The organism is Leptospiraceae bacterium (genome assembly GCA_016708435.1).
Lineage (GTDB): Bacteria > Spirochaetota > Leptospiria > Leptospirales > Leptospiraceae > UBA2033.
In genome coordinates, this window is sequence record JADJFV010000002.1 from 128,166 (window position 1) to 145,337 (window position 17,172).

General features: G+C 36.1%; 17 protein-coding genes. 5 read left to right on the forward strand and 12 right to left on the reverse strand.

The window, feature by feature from the left end; all coding sequences use genetic code 11:
• Nucleotides 1-9: 9 nt before the first annotated feature.
• Nucleotides 10-1,767, reverse strand: a complete 1,758-nt coding sequence (locus tag IPH52_06005; GenBank protein ID MBK7054596.1) for an AAA family ATPase — start codon at nucleotides 1,765-1,767, stop codon at nucleotides 10-12.
• 220 nt (nucleotides 1,768-1,987) lie between these two features.
• On the opposite strand from IPH52_06005, the gene IPH52_06010 reads away from it, so the two are divergent.
• The 3 genes from IPH52_06010 to IPH52_06020 are packed head-to-tail and all read left to right on the forward strand — an operon-like array spanning nucleotide 1,988 to nucleotide 4,752.
• Nucleotides 1,988-2,278, forward strand: coding sequence for a DUF2191 domain-containing protein (locus IPH52_06010; protein ID MBK7054597.1), 291 nt, complete (start codon nucleotides 1,988-1,990; stop codon nucleotides 2,276-2,278).
• A gap of 3 nt (nucleotides 2,279-2,281) precedes the next feature.
• Nucleotides 2,282-2,716, forward strand: a complete 435-nt coding sequence (locus IPH52_06015) for a PIN domain-containing protein (GenBank protein MBK7054598.1) — start codon at nucleotides 2,282-2,284, stop codon at nucleotides 2,714-2,716.
• Nucleotides 2,713-4,752, forward strand: coding sequence for a HAMP domain-containing protein (locus tag IPH52_06020; protein ID MBK7054599.1), 2,040 nt, complete (start codon nucleotides 2,713-2,715; stop codon nucleotides 4,750-4,752). Before IPH52_06015 ends, IPH52_06020 begins: the two co-directional genes overlap by 4 nt.
• A gap of 3 nt (nucleotides 4,753-4,755) precedes the next feature.
• On the opposite strand, the gene IPH52_06025 is transcribed toward IPH52_06020, so the two are convergent.
• The gene (locus IPH52_06025) at nucleotides 4,756-5,295 is read right to left on the reverse strand and encodes a hypothetical protein (GenBank protein MBK7054600.1); all 540 of its coding nucleotides are present in this window, start codon (nucleotides 5,293-5,295) and stop codon (nucleotides 4,756-4,758) included.
• A gap of 134 nt (nucleotides 5,296-5,429) precedes the next feature.
• Here IPH52_06025 and IPH52_06030 point away from each other — a divergent pair, with 134 nt between their 5' ends.
• Nucleotides 5,430-6,269 (forward strand): SUMF1/EgtB/PvdO family nonheme iron enzyme, encoded by an 840-nt coding sequence (locus IPH52_06030; protein MBK7054601.1) that lies wholly within the window; start codon nucleotides 5,430-5,432, stop codon nucleotides 6,267-6,269.
• Here the strand turns inward: IPH52_06030 and IPH52_06035 are convergent.
• The 4 genes from IPH52_06035 to IPH52_06050 all read right to left on the reverse strand — a co-directional run bounded on the left by IPH52_06035 (nucleotide 6,266) and on the right by IPH52_06050 (nucleotide 9,209).
• Complete coding sequence (locus IPH52_06035) at nucleotides 6,266-6,718, reverse strand: TraR/DksA family transcriptional regulator (GenBank protein ID MBK7054602.1); 453 nt, start codon at nucleotides 6,716-6,718, stop codon at nucleotides 6,266-6,268. The genes IPH52_06030 and IPH52_06035 overlap by 4 nt on opposite strands.
• 2 nt (nucleotides 6,719-6,720) lie before the next feature.
• On the reverse strand, nucleotides 6,721-6,882 hold the full coding sequence (rpmG, locus tag IPH52_06040) for a 50S ribosomal protein L33 (GenBank protein ID MBK7054603.1): 162 nt from the start codon (nucleotides 6,880-6,882) through the stop codon (nucleotides 6,721-6,723).
• Nucleotides 6,883-7,167: 285 nt separating this feature from the next.
• Nucleotides 7,168-8,742, reverse strand: coding sequence for a hypothetical protein (locus IPH52_06045; protein MBK7054604.1), 1,575 nt, complete (start codon nucleotides 8,740-8,742; stop codon nucleotides 7,168-7,170).
• Nucleotides 8,743-8,801: 59 nt separating this feature from the next.
• The gene (locus tag IPH52_06050) at nucleotides 8,802-9,209 is read right to left on the reverse strand and encodes a hypothetical protein (protein MBK7054605.1); all 408 of its coding nucleotides are present in this window, start codon (nucleotides 9,207-9,209) and stop codon (nucleotides 8,802-8,804) included.
• A 244-nt stretch (nucleotides 9,210-9,453) separates the two neighbouring features.
• On the opposite strand from IPH52_06050, the gene IPH52_06055 reads away from it, so the two are divergent.
• Nucleotides 9,454-10,035: a Uma2 family endonuclease gene (locus IPH52_06055; protein MBK7054606.1), complete on the forward strand. Its 582-nt coding sequence runs from the start codon at nucleotides 9,454-9,456 to the stop codon at nucleotides 10,033-10,035.
• Between the two features lie 140 nt (nucleotides 10,036-10,175).
• On the opposite strand, the gene IPH52_06060 is transcribed toward IPH52_06055, so the two are convergent.
• The 6 genes from IPH52_06060 to IPH52_06085 all read right to left on the reverse strand — a co-directional run bounded on the left by IPH52_06060 (nucleotide 10,176) and on the right by IPH52_06085 (nucleotide 17,117).
• Nucleotides 10,176-11,036: a hypothetical protein gene (locus tag IPH52_06060; protein ID MBK7054607.1), complete on the reverse strand. Its 861-nt coding sequence runs from the start codon at nucleotides 11,034-11,036 to the stop codon at nucleotides 10,176-10,178.
• A gap of 83 nt (nucleotides 11,037-11,119) precedes the next feature.
• Nucleotides 11,120-12,163 (reverse strand): DUF1574 domain-containing protein, encoded by a 1,044-nt coding sequence (locus IPH52_06065; GenBank protein MBK7054608.1) that lies wholly within the window; start codon nucleotides 12,161-12,163, stop codon nucleotides 11,120-11,122.
• Nucleotides 12,153-13,235 carry a DUF1574 family protein gene (locus IPH52_06070; GenBank protein ID MBK7054609.1) on the reverse strand — a complete coding sequence of 361 codons (1,083 nt, stop codon included), beginning with the start codon at nucleotides 13,233-13,235 and terminating at the stop codon, nucleotides 12,153-12,155. Before IPH52_06070 ends, IPH52_06065 begins: the two co-directional genes overlap by 11 nt.
• Nucleotides 13,210-14,640 (reverse strand): MBOAT family protein, encoded by a 1,431-nt coding sequence (locus IPH52_06075; protein ID MBK7054610.1) that lies wholly within the window; start codon nucleotides 14,638-14,640, stop codon nucleotides 13,210-13,212. Before IPH52_06075 ends, IPH52_06070 begins: the two co-directional genes overlap by 26 nt.
• A 38-nt stretch (nucleotides 14,641-14,678) precedes the next feature.
• The gene (locus IPH52_06080; protein ID MBK7054611.1) at nucleotides 14,679-15,038 is read right to left on the reverse strand and encodes a PLU-1-like domain protein; all 360 of its coding nucleotides are present in this window, start codon (nucleotides 15,036-15,038) and stop codon (nucleotides 14,679-14,681) included.
• 513 nt (nucleotides 15,039-15,551) lie between these two features.
• Complete coding sequence (locus IPH52_06085; GenBank protein MBK7054612.1) at nucleotides 15,552-17,117, reverse strand: IS66 family transposase; 1,566 nt, start codon at nucleotides 17,115-17,117, stop codon at nucleotides 15,552-15,554.
• Nucleotides 17,118-17,172: the final 55 nt, after the last annotated feature.

Here is a 17,172-nt window from a genome sequence, read left to right on the forward strand (position 1 = left end):
TACGACCTTTTATGAGTCTTTTTCAACTTCTTTTTTCTTTTCTAGTCGATCTTCAATTCTACGAAGAATGCTATCAGGAGTATACTTTCCATCCTTTTCCGTTTTGCCCATTGGCATTTTTAATATTTCAGGAACTACATCTGTTACATGAGAAAAAGAAACAATATTGAACTTATTGTCTTGAATCGCTTTCATAACTTCGGCAGATAAAACTAGGTCTTTGGCGTTAGCAGTCGGAATGTATACATAGAAAACGTCTTTCGGACTACCTAATAATTTTGAGATGGCAAACCAGGCTTCTACTTTTTGATTGATCGCACCAACGGGCATTGTCTCTCCATATTGAGACATTGACCCTGTTATTGCAACATTGCTTGGGATTTCGTAACCAGATAAAGCGGATAACGTCGCAATTAGTTCTGCTACAGTTGCAGAGTCACCGTCCACGATAGAATGGCTTTGCTCAAATAAAATAGAAATATCAACGGCAAAGGCACTGAAGTTCGCAAACAATCCTTTTAAATAGGATTGCAAGATAAATACTCCTTTATCATGAACATCGCCTGAAAGATTTACTTCTCTTTCAATGTTAATAAAGTTTCCACTACCCATGAGTGCACGCGAGGAGATAACACTGACTTGCCCATATTCTTGGTGCGTAGAGTAAGGTGTAAAGATGGAAAGTCCATTGATTCGACCCAATCGCTTTCCCGATACAGTCATATTATACATACCATTCTTTAAATCTTCATAGTATTTCTTTTTAGGAAGTGAATCTCTTTTTTCAATATTCAAAATCGCCGTATCAATATCTATGTCAGTGATTGTAGATCCTTTTACATCTTTTTTAGATTTAGAAAGAACCATTGCTTCTTCATAGATGGTTTTAATGTCTGTTACGTTGAGAGAGAACTTAGACTTGCTTTCATTTAGTTTAAGTGCTTCTTCGAGTAAACGCTTCTTAGCCGACAAAGATGGAACGGGATAGTCTTTCAAGCTTAGCGTATCAATTAATCCCGAGAAACGAGAAATATTTTTCTTGTTCAGCTCTGCCTCATACTCAAGATCAATTTTCATTTTGAATACTTCGTGAAGATTACTATCTCTCTTTAATAATTGCTCATACATATGCTCTTCTCCAATCAATATAACTCTTACATTAATTGGAAATTGAGGAAGTGTTCTATCTAAAGATTGAAAGAAGTTTAATTCTGGTAAATTGATAAAGTCAATTTTTTCTGTTAAGAGACAAGATTTGAGTAAGTCATACACAACTGGCTCTTGCACAAGTCTTGCAATCGGCAATATCAAAAAACCGCCGGTAGCTTTGATGAGATTGCCAGGATGATATTTCTTTTCAGTCGGAATTCCTACAAGGCTCATCGTATTCGGAGTAGGATCATAAATGATTGGAGTTGTCTCTGCATCTGGATCAAAGAGTGGAGTCAAACCCTCTTTGTATTCGGGGTCTTCTACAATCGAGTTACTTTTTCTAAAATAATAGAACTTAGGAAATTTATTCTTTGTGGAATACTCTTTCTTGAGTAAGGAAGTAGTGCTACTTCTCTTTCCTGCACCTTCATCTCCTGCTATGATGAAATGCTGATAGAATTGAGGATTGTCCAATGCCTGTCGAATCTGCTTTAGAGCATCTGTTTGAAAAATGAAATACTCTGGATGAAATTCCTTATCCTTTAAATCTAGTTTTGCAAAATCACTGTCTTTTAAATCTACAGATACATCGGGCTTTGTCAATTTTTTTAACATATCTGCTATTCTTTCAGTATAGTCTTTTACTGCAATTAGATATTAGAGGCACACTCTGAATTTCAGGCATAATCACAAGTATCTGACATAACATAATGGAAATTCAGTCGCCAAGGTTCAGTAATGTAATTTTACGAAGAAAGGCGAATCAGAAAGAAATGTTCCATTTTTTGCACACATATTGACTACTTTCTTACCTATTGGAGTAAGGAGCAAAAAAATGAATCTACACCAAGAAAGTTATTGCCATATATATGGGTATTCCAATATAACAACCCATATGAAGACAACCATTGATATAACTGATAGTCTATTATTGGATGCAAAGAACACGGCAAGCAATGAGAATATCACTCTGCGGGAAATCATTGAGGCGTCCCTTCGTAAATACCTATCCGAGAAGAAGGCAATCTCTAACTTTGAACTCAAGAAAAAATCCTTCCATGGTTTAGGTCTACAAGCAGGAGCTAGCCTTGACTGGAATGTCCTTGCAGACCAGATTTACAGTTAAGCGATGATCGCAATAGATACGAACATTCTGATCTATGCACATCGGGAGGATAGCCCTTTTCATGCCAAAGCCCATTCTCTAGTCAAAGAAATGGCAGAATCAAAGGCTTCCTGGGCAATTCCTTATCCCTGCTTACACGAATTCTATGCGATTGCAACCCATCCTAAGATATTCAACCCACCCACTCCAACAGAATTAGCTATTGAGCAAATGGAAGCTTGGCTAGAAAGTCCTACTTTGCATTTGCTTGGCGAATCTCCTGGCTATTTCGAAATTTTAAAACAAAAATTGCTTCTTGGAAAACTGCAAGGAGCCAAAGTTCACGATGCTAGAATCGCAGCTATATGCATTCAAAGCGGAGTGAGCCTACTCTATTCTTCCGACCGTGACTTCAATAAAATCTCAGGACTTAAAATTCAAAACCCACTGACTCAATGAAAAGCTTAAAATCAAAAGTTATAATCGGTCTCTTAGGAATACAAATCATTATCTTTGCAGCACTGGGCTATACAATTTTCAATATCATGCAAAAAGAACTAGTAAATAAGTTACGAGCCTACATGCTTTCCCTCGCTCAAGCTTGTGCTGGTTCAATCGACCCAATTAAGCATTCTTCTTTTACCAGTCTAGAAGCACGAAAAGATCCTGACTACTGGCGTTACTTTAAATACCTGAACACAATCTATACACGAGAAGAATACATCAGTTATATTTTTACTTTAAATTACGACAAAGAGAAAGACAGTTTTTTCTATGCAGTAGATGGAGCAACAGCTGAGTCAGATAAGATTTGGATGGAGTCTAGTCTTGTTGGATTCTCTGTGTATAGCAATCAATTGGGGCAACTCACTGTTAGATACGATTCTATTGAGCAAACAAATGATTTCACAATCCAAACAAACAAAGGACAAATCCAGATCGGAATCATCAATAAGGGCAGACTAAAAAAAATCCTTATCAATGGAATGGAAGTCATCAAAGTGATTGCAGAAGACCCACTAATCGTTCTATCTGCGGGAAAAGAAGTTCATCCACTCAATAGAAAATTAAAGATTCAAATGCCGCTGTTTGAATCAAACGAAATTTTTACATTGACATTTACAGGCAAAGGGGAACCCGAATCAGACCCTGGAGCAGAATACATTATTTCCGAGCCAGAAAAAGAAAAGAATAGGTTTATACTAAAGAGTGGCAAAGATCATGTAGACGACGATGCGAAGTCAACTTCGTATGGAAATGATATTACCGCAACAGCAATCATTAAAGATGCTCTTGGGAATCCTATGGGCATGGTAATTATTTATATGGAATCTAAAACCTTTAAAGAATCCAAGGATGCTTTCCTGGCTACAGCGTCTATCGTTTTCATTTTTACATTCTTCGGCACAAGCCTTATAGGTTTTCTTTTCGCAAATTACATTTCCAATCCAATCTCTAGCCTTAACCGAGGAGTAAAAGAATTAAGCGAAGGAAATTTACATACACAAGTGATTCTTCCAAGAGAGGACGAGTTTGGGGACTTAGCAAAAAGATTCAATCAAATGGTAAACAAGATTCGAATTGAAAAAGAAAACTCAGATCGTTTGAATATTGAACTTGCTACTACTGTGGAGGCTTACAGTCGTTTTGTGCCAATGGAATTCTTGAGCGAACTCGGTCATGATAGCATTATCAATGTAAAATTGGGTGACCAATTAGAAAAAGAAATGACTATCCTTTTTTCAGATATTCGTAGTTTTACATCCCTATCAGAAACAATGACTCCGGAAGAAAATTTTCAATTTATAAATGGATACCTTGGTAGAGTAAGTCCCATTATCCGCAAACACGGAGGATTTATTGATAAATACATTGGGGACGCAGTCATGGCACTGTTTCCCAACAAGCCCCAGGATGCGATTCTCGCTTCTTTAGAAATGCAAAAAGAAGTTTTTATTTACAACTCTCATAGGCTAACAAGTGGTTATACCCCAATTCAAATCGGCATAGGACTTCATACTGGCTCAGTGATACTCGGCACAGTAGGAGAAGAAAAGCGTATGGAAGGAACTGTTATTTCGGATGTAGTGAATACCGCATCTAGACTAGAAAGCCTTACAAAAACATTCGGGGCTTCTATCTTAATTTCGGATGAAATATATACTTCATTATATTCTATAGGTCAATATCAATTCCGCTTTCTAGGACGAATTAGAGTAAAAGGGAAAAGAGCGTCTATTAGCATTTACGAGCTATTAGACGCAGCACCAACAGACACCATCGCTCAAAAGATTCAAACAAGAGAAGACTTTCAGTATGCTTTAGAATTGTATTGGAAGCAAAGCTTTTTTGAAGCATCCGAAATTTTCTCGGAAATTCTATTTAAAAATAAAAAAGACAAAGCAGTTGAATACTACTTAAAGCAAATTCAAAGATATATTAAAATTGGCGCTCCCGATAACTGGGACGGTGTAGAAGAAATGGACGCAAAATGAGTATTATCTCTCGTAAATGCTAACAGCACCTAAAGTGATATTTACTTTGATAGTAATTGCTTTTTCATTTTCATTATAAGCGCGAGTCTTGTAAACATTTTTGAAAAAGGGAATAAACCTGAGTCCATTAGGAAGAGTAACAACTCCAAGCGTTGGATAAATCAAAACGCGAACAGGGGCATCTCCTTTGATATATATATTATTCTTCGCAAACATGGTATTAGTCTCAATAAACGTATTTCCGCTACCAACAGGCAAACCGGTAAAATCATTTTCACCAACACCAAAAAAAACATTGTATGTATCGGCAGCTACAGTTGGTGCAATAGCGGGACCTTTCCCTACAATCGTATTGCTTCCTTCTGGATCATTTCCAAATCGCAATTCACTAAACATCATTTGAATACCAAGGAGGATAATAAGAAATACTCCCACAGGCTTATAAACGACTGAGTTTAATTTAAAAAAATACCGTAAGAAAAAAAACATACCTACGCCAAAAAGTATGATTCCGATTATAGTTGGCGCAATTGATAAATTCATAGATGATTCCGTTCCTCTTTAACTGTATCGGCGGAATTTTGATAAAAATAATGTTTTTAAGATTATTTACGACAATGAGTTCCTTTGGAAATTTTTGTTACATCGAATTAAGGTTACAGAAAAATGGTAAGGGTATGAAAAAAATTCTGTTTTTCGCCCTACTACTCCTTCTTGTCCATTGCCAACGTGTAGAAAACCAAGCCATTCCAGAATGCACAAAGGCATATCCAAACATGAAATGCATCCCTGCCGGAAATTTTATTCGAGGGAGCAATGTCTATGAGAAAGATGAAAAACCAGAACAGATCATTTACGTTTCTGAGTTTTACATGGATACCTATGAAGTCACAAACGAGGACTTCAATAAATGCATAGACGCTGGCAAATGCAAAGAATGCTTAAAGAATAAAACTTGTAACTACATAGGTCCCCGTTATGGCAAGCCATACATGGGTCCGAAGCAACCAATCGCGGGCGTTAGCTGGTATACCGCCAAAGAATATTGTGAGTATATGGGGAAGCGATTGCCTACAGAAGCGGAATGGGAGAAAGCAGCTCGCGGAGTGAACGGAGATATCTACTCTTGGGGAAATGAGCCTGCCGATTGCACTCGTGCTGTCATAGAAGAAAATGGGAAAAAAGGCTGTGGAAAAGACAAAGACCTTCCTACTTCGGATGTAGGAACAAGAGCGAGCGGTAAATACGGATTATACGATATGGCTGGAAATTCTTGGGAATGGGTAAATGACTTTTACACAAAGTCTTTTGAAGTATGCGGTGAAGATTGCTCCAAAAAAGATCCGAAAGGTCCTTGCGACGGAAAAGAAACTTGTCCGGGCTTTGAACGAAGAGTATTAAAGGGAGGTTCTTGGTGGTGGGATAAAAACTACGCTCGTGGCTCTAAGAGAAGACACCATGATCCTAAGAATTACCCGGAATACCACCATTTTGGTTTCCGATGTGCGAAAGATTAATCTAAAAGTTCTGTATCCATTGCTTGCGCAGGATAAGAGCCTGTATCCATAGATCTAGACGAATTCTTGGATTTGTTTTTGGAAGCTATCTCTGCATACTCAACCGTATAAGGAGTCCATGGGATCGCTTTTAGTCTAGCTAAAGGAATCTTCTTTTTCGTTCCTTCGCAAATTCCATAGGTTCCATTTTCAATCTTTTCTAGGGCTACTTCAATTTGGTTTAAAAGGTCAATTTCATTTTCTGTAAGAACAGAACTTAAAGCCTCTTCATTGATTTCAGAAGCAATATCAGCAATATCACCAACTTCTTTAAGACCTGAAGGCGAGCTTTTATCTTCCCAAGTGTTTAGCTTGATTAATAAATCATTTTTCTTTTCAAGCAAGGCTTCTTTTAATTCATCGAAGCCTTTACTAGAAGACTGTTTGGATTGTGATGCTTTAGATCCCATTTTTATGCTTTAGATTCTTTATGGTCTGCATGTTTTCTGCAAAACTTGCAAAACTTTTTAGTAACTAATTTATCAGATTTTAATTTCTTATTTTTTGTTTGAAAATAAGCCGATTTTCCAGGAACTTCGCAACCAGTACACGCTAATTTAATAATTTCTCTCATAGTTTAAGCCATAAAAAAGGATAATTTTTTTTCGTCAAGGTACTTATAATATATACAAAGATCCACAAAAATCTTTAACAAAAAAAAGGCTTGGACCTTTGTATTTTCTTTAACTACTCACCTTACGCAAGGTGAGTGACCAGCGTTCCCAGCGCTGAAAGTGGGCACCTAACGGTGGGTTCGCTGCCGCGGGCAATAGTTTTAATCAATTCATTAGATTCATCTAATATTCTCAATTTCATTAAAAGTGGCATAGCATTATTCTTTTGCGTAAGGTGAGTTAAATTACTTACAATTCATATCCGCAATAGTGCCGGTTTTAAGGACACCCATGAGATAATATGTCTTTTTGCCATTTTCTAATCTACAGCCATGTTTTTTTCCACCAAAAGGTTGAGTTGGAATAAACATATAAGGTCCTTCTCCAATTAACTTACCACTAGCATCATACTCTTTGGCAGTAGTTTCTTTTCTTACTGACTCTGGAGATTTTGCTTCGTCAGAACTTTGAGTTGTTGCAGGAAGAATTTCTAGATATTTCTTACCGGCTTTGTAAAATGTAAAGGGAAGGGCAGGAATCATCTTATCATTCATCTCGTCGGTCTTATCATCAATGCTAAAAAGAGAAAGCATCATATTCCCTTTGCCTTCCAAGTTTCCCGATTTGTCATATAATTCCCCGTTTTGCATCATGAGTGCATTTGCCATGGTTCCCTTACATCGCATTTTATTTCCTTTGTAAAAGAATTTCCAGTCTTTTGTAGGAAGTCCTTTCTCGTCATAAGATCCAACAGAGAATAAATCGCCAGATTTATAGTATTTCTTCCATTCGCCCACATTGAGTGACTTTCCGTTCACGTTAGGAGTCGGACAAGAAGAAGTTTGCTCTTTCATTGTCCGTGTATCCTTTACTTCTTTAATTTCTTTGTAACCGGATTCAGAGTCTTCTTCCTTTTCTTCGGATTCTATCGCTCCTGGCTCGGCTTTGCGGTTTCCTTCTGAATCAATGGCTCCGGTTGGATAGTATTGTTTCCAAAATCCGATTTTATAATCTTCTTTGTAATTTCCTTCTGCTGCTTTTGTAACACCATCCGGCTGATAGATTGTAGCTGCACCATCTCTTTTATTGTTATTATAAAGAAGGACAGCTTTCAGTTTTCCTGGTTTTTTATCTTCAACGGTATATTCTGTCCATTTTCCAGTCTTTTGCTCTTTTGTGAAAGTTCCTTCACACATAGCCAATTCAGAAGCTGTCTTCTTCCAGTAAATTCCGTGGCGCTCCCCTTCTACATAATTGATTTCTTCGATTTGAGCACCCTTAATACTGAACTTTTTCTCTGTTCCGTGTTTTTTTCCGTCTACGAAAGGAGTTTCCTTTAATTTCTCGCCTGTCTCATAGAGTAATGTCCAGACTCCGTCTTTCTTATTTTCTTTGAATGCTCCGAATTGTTTTTTGACTAATTTCTTAATTTTAGTGGAGGGATCGTATTTCTCTTCGAATTCCTCCCAGATGCCTTCTTTTTTTCCGTTCGTATAACTGCCTTTCATCCAAAGAACACTGTATTTTTTCTTAGGATCTACTTGGTCAGTTATTTCCATGTATTCCTCCCAGGCTCCATCCTTAGTAAATCCCTTAATCGCGCCTGCATCCATTTTACTAATTTGTTCAGGCGAACAGGCATTAGCCGGACACTGTGTTTTAACAATACCTTTGCCTTTCAGATTAAAAGTTTCAGGAAATTTCTCTACTCGAATGTTCGGAGATTCAAAAGAAAATTCTGCTTTTTTATCCTTCTGCATAAACGAAGCACAAGAAATCAAAAAGAAAGAAAGGACAGTAACTATTTTTAAAGAATACATGGGCACCTCTGTAATTTGCCTTCTATTATTTCCGATTTAGCTTTGGATTCAATAACTTTTTAAGGAAACTTCTTTAACCAATCCACGCCATCTTCATGGGAGGTTACATTTATGGTAACAAAGCCAATATCTGTGCTGACTTCTTGCCAATAGTCATTGGAGAGCTGAGCCATAGCATTCTTTGGAATAACAGTCGCAACGTATTTCATTCCCGCCGTTACTGCACGCGGAATCCAGTCATTTGCTAACCAATCCTGAATTTGCTCACTAAAACCGCCAAGAGTTTTGCCAGTATTAATAATCTGGCGATCACATTTTCTTTCAACTATGAAGGTTAAAAGTTTTTCGAGTGATTCTTTAACTTCTTTGTCTAAGACAGAAAAGCTTTTCCATTCAGGACATAACGCTTTAGAGGAAGGATCCCAATAAATTGCAACTACTCCATCCCTTTCATATAATTTTTCCATCGAAACCTCTTAGATATGCAATATATTCCAATTAACTCAAAGACAACAACTTTTATTTGCTTAGTCCTCTAAGAATATTTTCTAGCAAGCTTTTACCACGCTTCGATCAGCTTTCGATGCATATTGCCCTAGTAATCGAATCATGAACGAGAATAGTTGAAGTCCTTATCATACACTGGAAAAACTTATTATGATTTTTTCCATTGACATAGGAGTAGAATCAAATAGAATTAAAACAACTACCATGCAAGCGCTCTCTTTTACAATTCCCGATTACCCGATTATGGACGATGATCGTTTGTATAAATTCTGTGTCTATAATCACGAAATAAAAATTGAAAGATCCTCAGAAGGAGAAATCATCGTAATGTCACCCACTGGCGGAGAAAGTGGCAGAAAAAATCTAAACGTTGCCTATTATATTAAGGATTATCAAAAAAAAAATAAAACTGGTGTAGCGTTCGATTCTTCTTCCGGTTTTATATTACCAAACAAAGCAATGCGATCTCCCGATGCTGCTTGGATTTCTAACGAAAGATGGGAAAGCCTTACTCCAGAGCAAAAAAGAAAGTTCCCTCCTCTCTGTCCTGATTTTGTAATCGAGTTACTTTCTGAATCGGATAGTCTCTGGCAAACACAAAAGAAAATGGACGAATGGATGGCTAACGGCTGTAAGCTGGCATGGCTCATTGATCCGTTTCAACGAAAAGTTTTTGTATACAAAGCATCTCAAAAAATGCGAATCCACGAAGACTTTGAAACTAGTATCGACGGGGAAGATGTTCTTCCTGGATTTGAACTACCGCTAAATGAGTTGGATGAGTGATGCTTGGTCACCTTATCTTTCTAGTAATTTGTAATCAACTTCTCCTATAATTATTTCCATTCTGATGCCTAAAATTAAAAGCATAAAGCAAAAATGAATTGTGTCTCTTTCATAAAAAGATCTTTTGATTTACCATCCCTTCAATGCATATAATATTCAATTTCGTTCTCTATTATTTTATTCAATATTTCCCCTTCTGTGCGAGCGGGCACATACGTTTTTTCTGTAACAATGTTTTTGTGATTATCATACAAGAAAATTCGTCTGAAATTTAATTTCCCGGTTTGTCCGAAACAAATCATCTCATAGATCAGGTTGTCGGCTGTGTAAGTGTATTGGTAACTTGCTGTGAATAAATTTAAACCCTCTGGTTCTGATTCGCTTTGTTTAAGTAGATTTCCATATTTGTCTAACGTTTCACTTCTGAATTTCAAGATTTTATTATTCCTATCGGAAATTTTTGTTACTTTAATATCTGGATCTATGTAAGTTATTTTGTAGTTGGAAATACCCTCGTTGCGTTTGGTTATTTGCATATCGGTAAGTTTATTATCTTTGTTGTAATACGACTCAATCCGCTCCTCTTCCCTACCAGTGGCATTGTATTTTATGAATGATTTGTTTCTGTGTTCGTCGTTGTAAAAAGTAACTTCACGTTCAGCACATTTGTTCCCCGACATCAATACTTTTTCAATAACTCTCAACTTTTCGTCGAGTTTATATAAATATCTCATGTCGTAAGTGCTGTTTACAAATATCTGTATTATATTTCTGAAATCATTTGAATACTCAAATTTATAACAAGAAGAATCCAGTCCATTTAATTCAGTAAAACGGGAAAAAGCTATAACAGCTTCTGGGAGAAAATCTCTAATAAACATCTGGAAACATGTTCGCACAGGAAGTCCGACACTATCAGTATAATACGTCTTTGAACCTATTCTTTTTACCGGTCCGAAAAGTTTATGAGAAGCAGTAGAAAATATATTTGTTTCGTTCATTGTATAATTAGAAGAAAGTATAACTCACTCCCATATTCAATGTAAAAATTCCATCCCACTAGCAATGCTCAAAATGACTGCAATCACTTCAACTTAAAATACTCACTCATCGCATAACGCATGAAGGGATGATAACAATCTTTGGCGATATGACCGCCGTCTACGAACGAATTACAGTAATAATCCTCTGTATTGTCCATGTCTCGAACGTTAAATCCGTATTTTGCGCTAATGCTATTTACCTTTTTATACCAGGCATCTACTTTCTTACCTACCTTTTCGGATTTACGCATTAGGTCTTGCATGGGTAGAGAGCTTTGAGGCCAGACGATGACTGTTTTTATTTTTGCGTCGGATAATCGCTGTAATATCTTTTCGTAAAAAGCATATTGCATTTCTGAATCTTTGTAAGATGAAAAAAGCCAATCAATTGTGCGTTGACTGGTTGCTTGTAAAATTCCAAAGTCACGCTCTACATAATTTTCTACCAGAGACTTAGAGCTTCCCTTACTCTCTAAAAGTATGTCTTTGATTTTATGACCTTCTTTGGCGATGATTTCATATTTAGGATCAGTTAGTCTTTTAAAGGCAGTATCTAGGTGTGGTTTGTTCTTACTTGAGGCAAATAAGTATTTGCCTAAATAAAAGCTTACATAGTCTTTTCCAAATACATTTGCATACTTTAAAACAAATGGTAAATCAAAACTATAGGTGAGATTTGAATTTCTAAATATCGGAGTATTCGAGTTAAATTGATTTGGATCTGATTCTAAAAGGACGAAATCAGGATTGATTCCTGCATCTAGAATTTTTTCCAGATAATAGTAATAATACGCAGGCGTGGTAACAGCAGAGGAGAAATTGTATATATCCCAGTTTGGATAAAATTGTTCTAAGTCTTTTGAATCAAAGTATAATAGCCTCGACGAGCCGAGGATAATCATGAGTTTCTTGTCTGACTTTCTTTTCTTTAACATCTCAAACAAGTCTTCTCTTGTCTCGTAGTAGATATAAGTAAAATCCGATTTTACATAAGAGCGGACTTTATCTAGAAGGAATACTTTATCGAATGCAAATAAGATAAAGAAGAGAGCGAGTGGATAAAGTAAAAACTTTTTATTTCTCATTGAGTTCCTTCTTGTCGGAGTTTTTAATGTAAGAGATAATCTCCGGATAAATGTATTCTTTAAAATCAGAATTGAGCCTTTTCTCGCCGGTGCCATTGTAATGAATCGACTCAGAAAAAGCGGATAATGGATAATCCATTTCTGGATATTCTAAATACTTTGCATTGGGGAATAATGCTGTTTTATCTTTAATGGCAGGAGTTACAGATTGAAAATACTGAGTTTGATTTAAGCCTTCTACGCGCGGAATATTTAACACTAATACTTTGATTTGTTTTTCTTTGCAAAAGTTGAGAAAATCAGCTAAGGGATCTAGGTCGTATTGTTTTACTTTATTCAAGCTCTCAATGTATTTCACATAGCTTTTTGCTACTTCATTTTCATCTGCGATAAAATAATCACCTAAGTTAATTTGTCCATTATGACTCGATGTGATAGTTTCAATCATACGATTTTGTCTGGTATGATAGGTTTCTCTCGATGTAAAGGTTTCCATCTTTAATCCATTTAGTAAATCCCCAAAGCCCTGTCTGTATTTAAAAGAATACATCATGAGCGGCAAATACTCTTTTGCGATAAACAGCAATTCGCCCCCTTTGTATTGTTCGAAGCTTTCTGGAAATGTAAATAGATTTAAAAGACGATGCTTATATTGATTCCATAGATTCTTATCTGTATCAAATGTCTTTGCTTTCGATTGATTGAACTGTTCGGGATCAGCCGCCCAGATTACTAATTTTGGATTTGCATGATTCTCTAAGTATTTCTTCAAAAAGAATTTAAAGTAACGGGGACCCGCAGCAGGCAAACTAAAATTATACATGGTAAACTCGCCTTCTTTTTCTTTTACTCCGTGAATCGAAAGAGAGCGACTGTCGCCTAATAGCAATATGTCAAAACTTTGCTTTTTATCTTCCGCGATTTGCTTTTTATAATAAGTAAAGAAAGACCCTCCTCCTTCTAAGTAATGCAGGTTAGGAATAAAATACAAACCTACTTCAATCATTACAATGAGTAGAGCCGTTATAGTAAACGCTGGAACTTTTTTAGAATACGAAATAAATGAATTCATTTTTGTTACAATTCCCCATGATGATGATTGAATAGAAAATAAATAGATAAAAACAAACTCTGTAGAATGTCTTTAGCTCGAAGATAGAATACTCATTATTCTTTATATACTGATAAAATTCTATCAGTAAAAAGGGAGTAGCCAAACGGAAAAATTTCATTACTATCTTTGGATCAACCGTTCCAAATTCTAGAAATACTTTTTTAATTAAAGTGAACGCAGTTGTTATATCCTGCGCTCGAAAGAAAAAGCAAGAAAATACAAGGACTACAAAGGTAAATAGAACATTAAAAGGAACCAAGTATTTATTGGTCGGTGGACGTTTGCTCCCATCCTTAGGTGCTGTCACTTTTCTAAGCACTCGATACAAACCATTTACTATTCCCCAAAAGAAACCCCATAGCACAAACGTCCAATTAGCCCCATGCCAGAGACCGGACAAAAGAAATACAATCATGCTATTCAGATGCTGCTTGAATTCACTGTCATTCTTTCCACCAAGAGGAACATACACATAATCTCTAAGCCAATTCATAAAAGAAATATGCCACCTTCTCCAGAAGTCATTTATATTTTGAGAGAAGAGTGGATGGTTAAAGTTACGAATGAGTTCAACGCCCATGAACTTAGAAATACCACGGGCTATATCTGAGTAACCGGAAAAATCTCCATAGATTTGAAAGACGAAGGCAGCAGAGCCAAGAAATGCTTCTGCCCCAGTACGAGTCAATAGTGTATCACCTTGTGCGAAGAAAGGATCTACAATAGTCGCCATATTATCTGCGATATATATTTTTTTATAAAATCCAAATAGAACTAAGAATGCGCCTTGTTTGATATTCTCGAATGTTACTTTTCTTTCGTTAGTAATCTGCGGCAATAAATTAGTAGCCCGCTCTATCGGTCCAGCTACAAGCTGCGGAAAGAAGGTAACGAATAATGCAAAGTCTAAAAAGTTTCTCGTAGGCTTCAAATCTCCACGATATACATCAATCGTATAAGACATCGTTTGGAATGTATAAAAGGAAATGCCCAGGGGCAAAATGATATTAAGCGTAGGTTCATGCATTTGAATTCCAAATGCACCAAACGCTGAGACTGCGCTCTTAACAAAGAAATTGAAGTATTTGAAGAATCCTAAGATTCCTAGATTGGAAAAGATACTGAGATATAAGAAGTATTTTTTCTTGGAAGGATTATCACGGTTAGCCTCTATACCTAAAGACGCATAATAATCTATAATCGTCGAGAGGACGAGTAAGGACAGAAATCTGTAATCCCAATAGCCATAGAAAAAATAACTGGCTATCAGGAGAAGTATGTTTTGTTTCTTGTGATCAATCCTTAAATAAAGTAGATAAACTACCGGGAAAAAAAGGATAAAATCAACTGAGTTGAATATCATAGAGTCAATACTCTACGGTATATCTTAAAAAGCAAATTTTATGCAGCTACCATCACAGATTTTCTTTTCTTTTTCAGTGCTAGAAACCATTCGTCTGCTTCTTTCTTGTATCCTACTAACTTCTTGAGGTAATCTCGCTTGTCAGGGTTAAGTATCTCTCTGGCTTCTTTCACAATTTCTTCTATGATTTTCACATGGAATGTAAAGTAGCTAGTGAACAATACATAATAATCGTCGGGCGAATGTTCCCAGGGTCGTGAGATGATATCGCTAAAGATGTCATCTAATTGCTTGAAATCTCTCTCATGATCTGCTTCATAATGAGTGTTAATAATCGCAATGTTATCAGTAGTATCCGTCAAAACTTGAAAATAAGATTCTAAATCGGGGAAATCCAAATTTTCGTACCTTCCTTTTACTGCCTTTTTACCATGATTTTATAACCCTCTTGTCGTGCAATTCTTTTTATATTTATCTCAAAAGAGTTTCTGCGGATAACGCGAGCTAACCGCTTTAACTCTTACTTTACTTGCACAATAAAGACGAGACTTCATTCTTTTTTGTTAGACATTAATAAATCTCTGAATAAAAAAAATGTTCTTAACTAAATTATCGGATAATGATTAAATCGATAATTACTCCATAAAATACATTTTTGAATTTTTCGCATAGAAAAAAATAATACTTCAATTTAAAAACATATAACTAAAGGAAACTATGTATAAATCTTTTGAAGTTACTTTATTACAAATTCTTATCATTTGGTTTAAGATTTCATTAAGAGAGTTTACTGCATCTTTGCCCCAAGTTAGTTTCTTTTTAAAACCATTCCTTTATTACTCGGAGAATTGCATAAGATTCATCCGATAGGAAAATGGGTGCATCCATTCTACTTGCGAGTATCCGCTAAATTAACCCCACCCCATTGAATCATTAAAAAGTTTTTCGCAATCTTGTGGTGTTTGGCAAAACGGTAATCCTTTTAAAAATTGTAGAAGAAATTTATAAGTATCTTTACCATTAGCCTTAGCAGTTTGAAGAAGCGAATACCAGAATGCACTTGCAAAAGCACCAACAGGTGAACCAGAAAAGAGCCAATTCTTTCTTCCTAGAACAAAGGGACGGATCGCATTCTCGACTAGATTATTGTCAATGTAAACTTCGCCATGAGATAAGTATAATACGAGTTTGTCCCATTGACCGATTGAATATCGTATTGCTTTTCCAAGATCAAGAGTCCCTTCTGGTTTTGTAGTGAGGTCTTGTAGGTGAAGGTAGAGAGCGTCTAATATCGGTTTGGCTTTCTCTTGTCTGATACGAACAATTTCAGAAAACATCTCCTTTTGAAATAGGCCTAAAGTTCTCATTTCCTCTTCTACTTTGTAAAGCTTTCGAATTTGATTGAGAATATTTCCAGCAATTGGATTTTTATTTGCCTTCCAGATTTTCTCAAACTCTCTTCTTGCATGAGCCATACAACCTGCATGGAGTATATATTCATTATCCCGAAAATGTGCATCGTAACTTCCGAATCCATCTGTCTGGATAATTCCATTATACCCTTTCAAATATCTCTTCAGAAATTCCGCACTTCGAGTCTCACGATACATATACAAGAGAACTGGTCGTTCAAAAGTTCCACCACGAATTAGCCACATATACGAATCTGTGGTATCACTTCGACCTTCTTCTTTATGAACTTGTAAACGAGTCTCATCAATTCCCAAAAGCCTTCCGCTCAAGAGTATATTTTTGTAAAAGGAAAATAAGTGTTGATACCGCTCGTAAACTCCTATCGTCCAATTGCAGAGGGTAGCTCTTGTTATCTCCAACTTATGTCGAAGAAATATACTTTCCATTCTGTAAAAAGGAATATGGTCAAGGAATTTACTGATTAAAATGTATGTGAGTAATTCAGGAGTTAAATGGCTCTTAGGTAAAATCTGCGGAGGCATTTCTGCGGTTACTACAATTTTACCCACTTCATTTCTTTCATCACCTTCGCAATGTTTGCAGGCATATTTAAAACGAATATGTCTTTCAATATAAATTTTTGCAGGAATGTATCCAAGTTTATCAGAAACTTCCTCTCCGATTCTTTTCAGCTCATGACCACAATTACAAATTTTTTCTGACTCAGGAATATCATGAATGATTTCTTCTTTTGGAAGGTGTTCAGGTAATGGCTTTCTGCCCACTTTCTTTCTTGCGAATGATTTTACATGAATTGTTTCACTATGACCATCAAAGATTTTTTCTTCATCATTGATTCCTTTTTCTGCTTCATTGAATAGAAACCCAAAATACAATTCACTCGGATCAATTTTCTCTGAATTTCTTCCAAAGATTTTTCTTTCAAAGTTAAATATTTGTAACTCTAACTTTAAAATCTTATTTTGCTTAATCTCATTCTCTTTTGTTAATGATTGTTTATCCTGTGTGAGAGAAGTATTTTCTTTAACTAGATTTGCATTTATCTCCTCAAGCGCATTATGCTTGTTTGCCAGAGAACGAATGTATTGTTGTAAAAAT

Excerpts from the sequence above, each read along its gene's own strand:
- IPH52_06005 (MBK7054596.1), bottom strand. The coding sequence starts at position 1,767 with ATGTTAAAAAAATTGACAAAGCCCGATGTATCTGTAGATTTAAAAGAC.
- IPH52_06010 (MBK7054597.1), top strand. The coding sequence starts at position 1,988 with ATGAATCTACACCAAGAAAGTTATTGCCATATATATGGGTATTCCAAT.
- IPH52_06015 (MBK7054598.1), top strand. The coding sequence starts at position 2,282 with ATGATCGCAATAGATACGAACATTCTGATCTATGCACATCGGGAGGAT.
- IPH52_06020 (MBK7054599.1), top strand. The coding sequence starts at position 2,713 with ATGAAAAGCTTAAAATCAAAAGTTATAATCGGTCTCTTAGGAATACAA.
- IPH52_06025 (MBK7054600.1), bottom strand. The coding sequence starts at position 5,295 with ATGAATTTATCAATTGCGCCAACTATAATCGGAATCATACTTTTTGGC.
- IPH52_06030 (MBK7054601.1), top strand. The coding sequence starts at position 5,430 with ATGAAAAAAATTCTGTTTTTCGCCCTACTACTCCTTCTTGTCCATTGC.
- IPH52_06035 (MBK7054602.1), bottom strand. The coding sequence starts at position 6,718 with ATGGGATCTAAAGCATCACAATCCAAACAGTCTTCTAGTAAAGGCTTC.
- rpmG (MBK7054603.1), bottom strand. The coding sequence starts at position 6,882 with ATGAGAGAAATTATTAAATTAGCGTGTACTGGTTGCGAAGTTCCTGGA.
- IPH52_06045 (MBK7054604.1), bottom strand. The coding sequence starts at position 8,742 with ATGTATTCTTTAAAAATAGTTACTGTCCTTTCTTTCTTTTTGATTTCT.
- IPH52_06050 (MBK7054605.1), bottom strand. The coding sequence starts at position 9,209 with ATGGAAAAATTATATGAAAGGGATGGAGTAGTTGCAATTTATTGGGAT.
- IPH52_06055 (MBK7054606.1), top strand. The coding sequence starts at position 9,454 with ATGCAAGCGCTCTCTTTTACAATTCCCGATTACCCGATTATGGACGAT.
- IPH52_06060 (MBK7054607.1), bottom strand. The coding sequence starts at position 11,036 with ATGAACGAAACAAATATATTTTCTACTGCTTCTCATAAACTTTTCGGA.
- IPH52_06065 (MBK7054608.1), bottom strand. The coding sequence starts at position 12,163 with ATGAGAAATAAAAAGTTTTTACTTTATCCACTCGCTCTCTTCTTTATC.
- IPH52_06070 (MBK7054609.1), bottom strand. The coding sequence starts at position 13,235 with ATGAATTCATTTATTTCGTATTCTAAAAAAGTTCCAGCGTTTACTATA.
- IPH52_06075 (MBK7054610.1), bottom strand. The coding sequence starts at position 14,640 with ATGATATTCAACTCAGTTGATTTTATCCTTTTTTTCCCGGTAGTTTAT.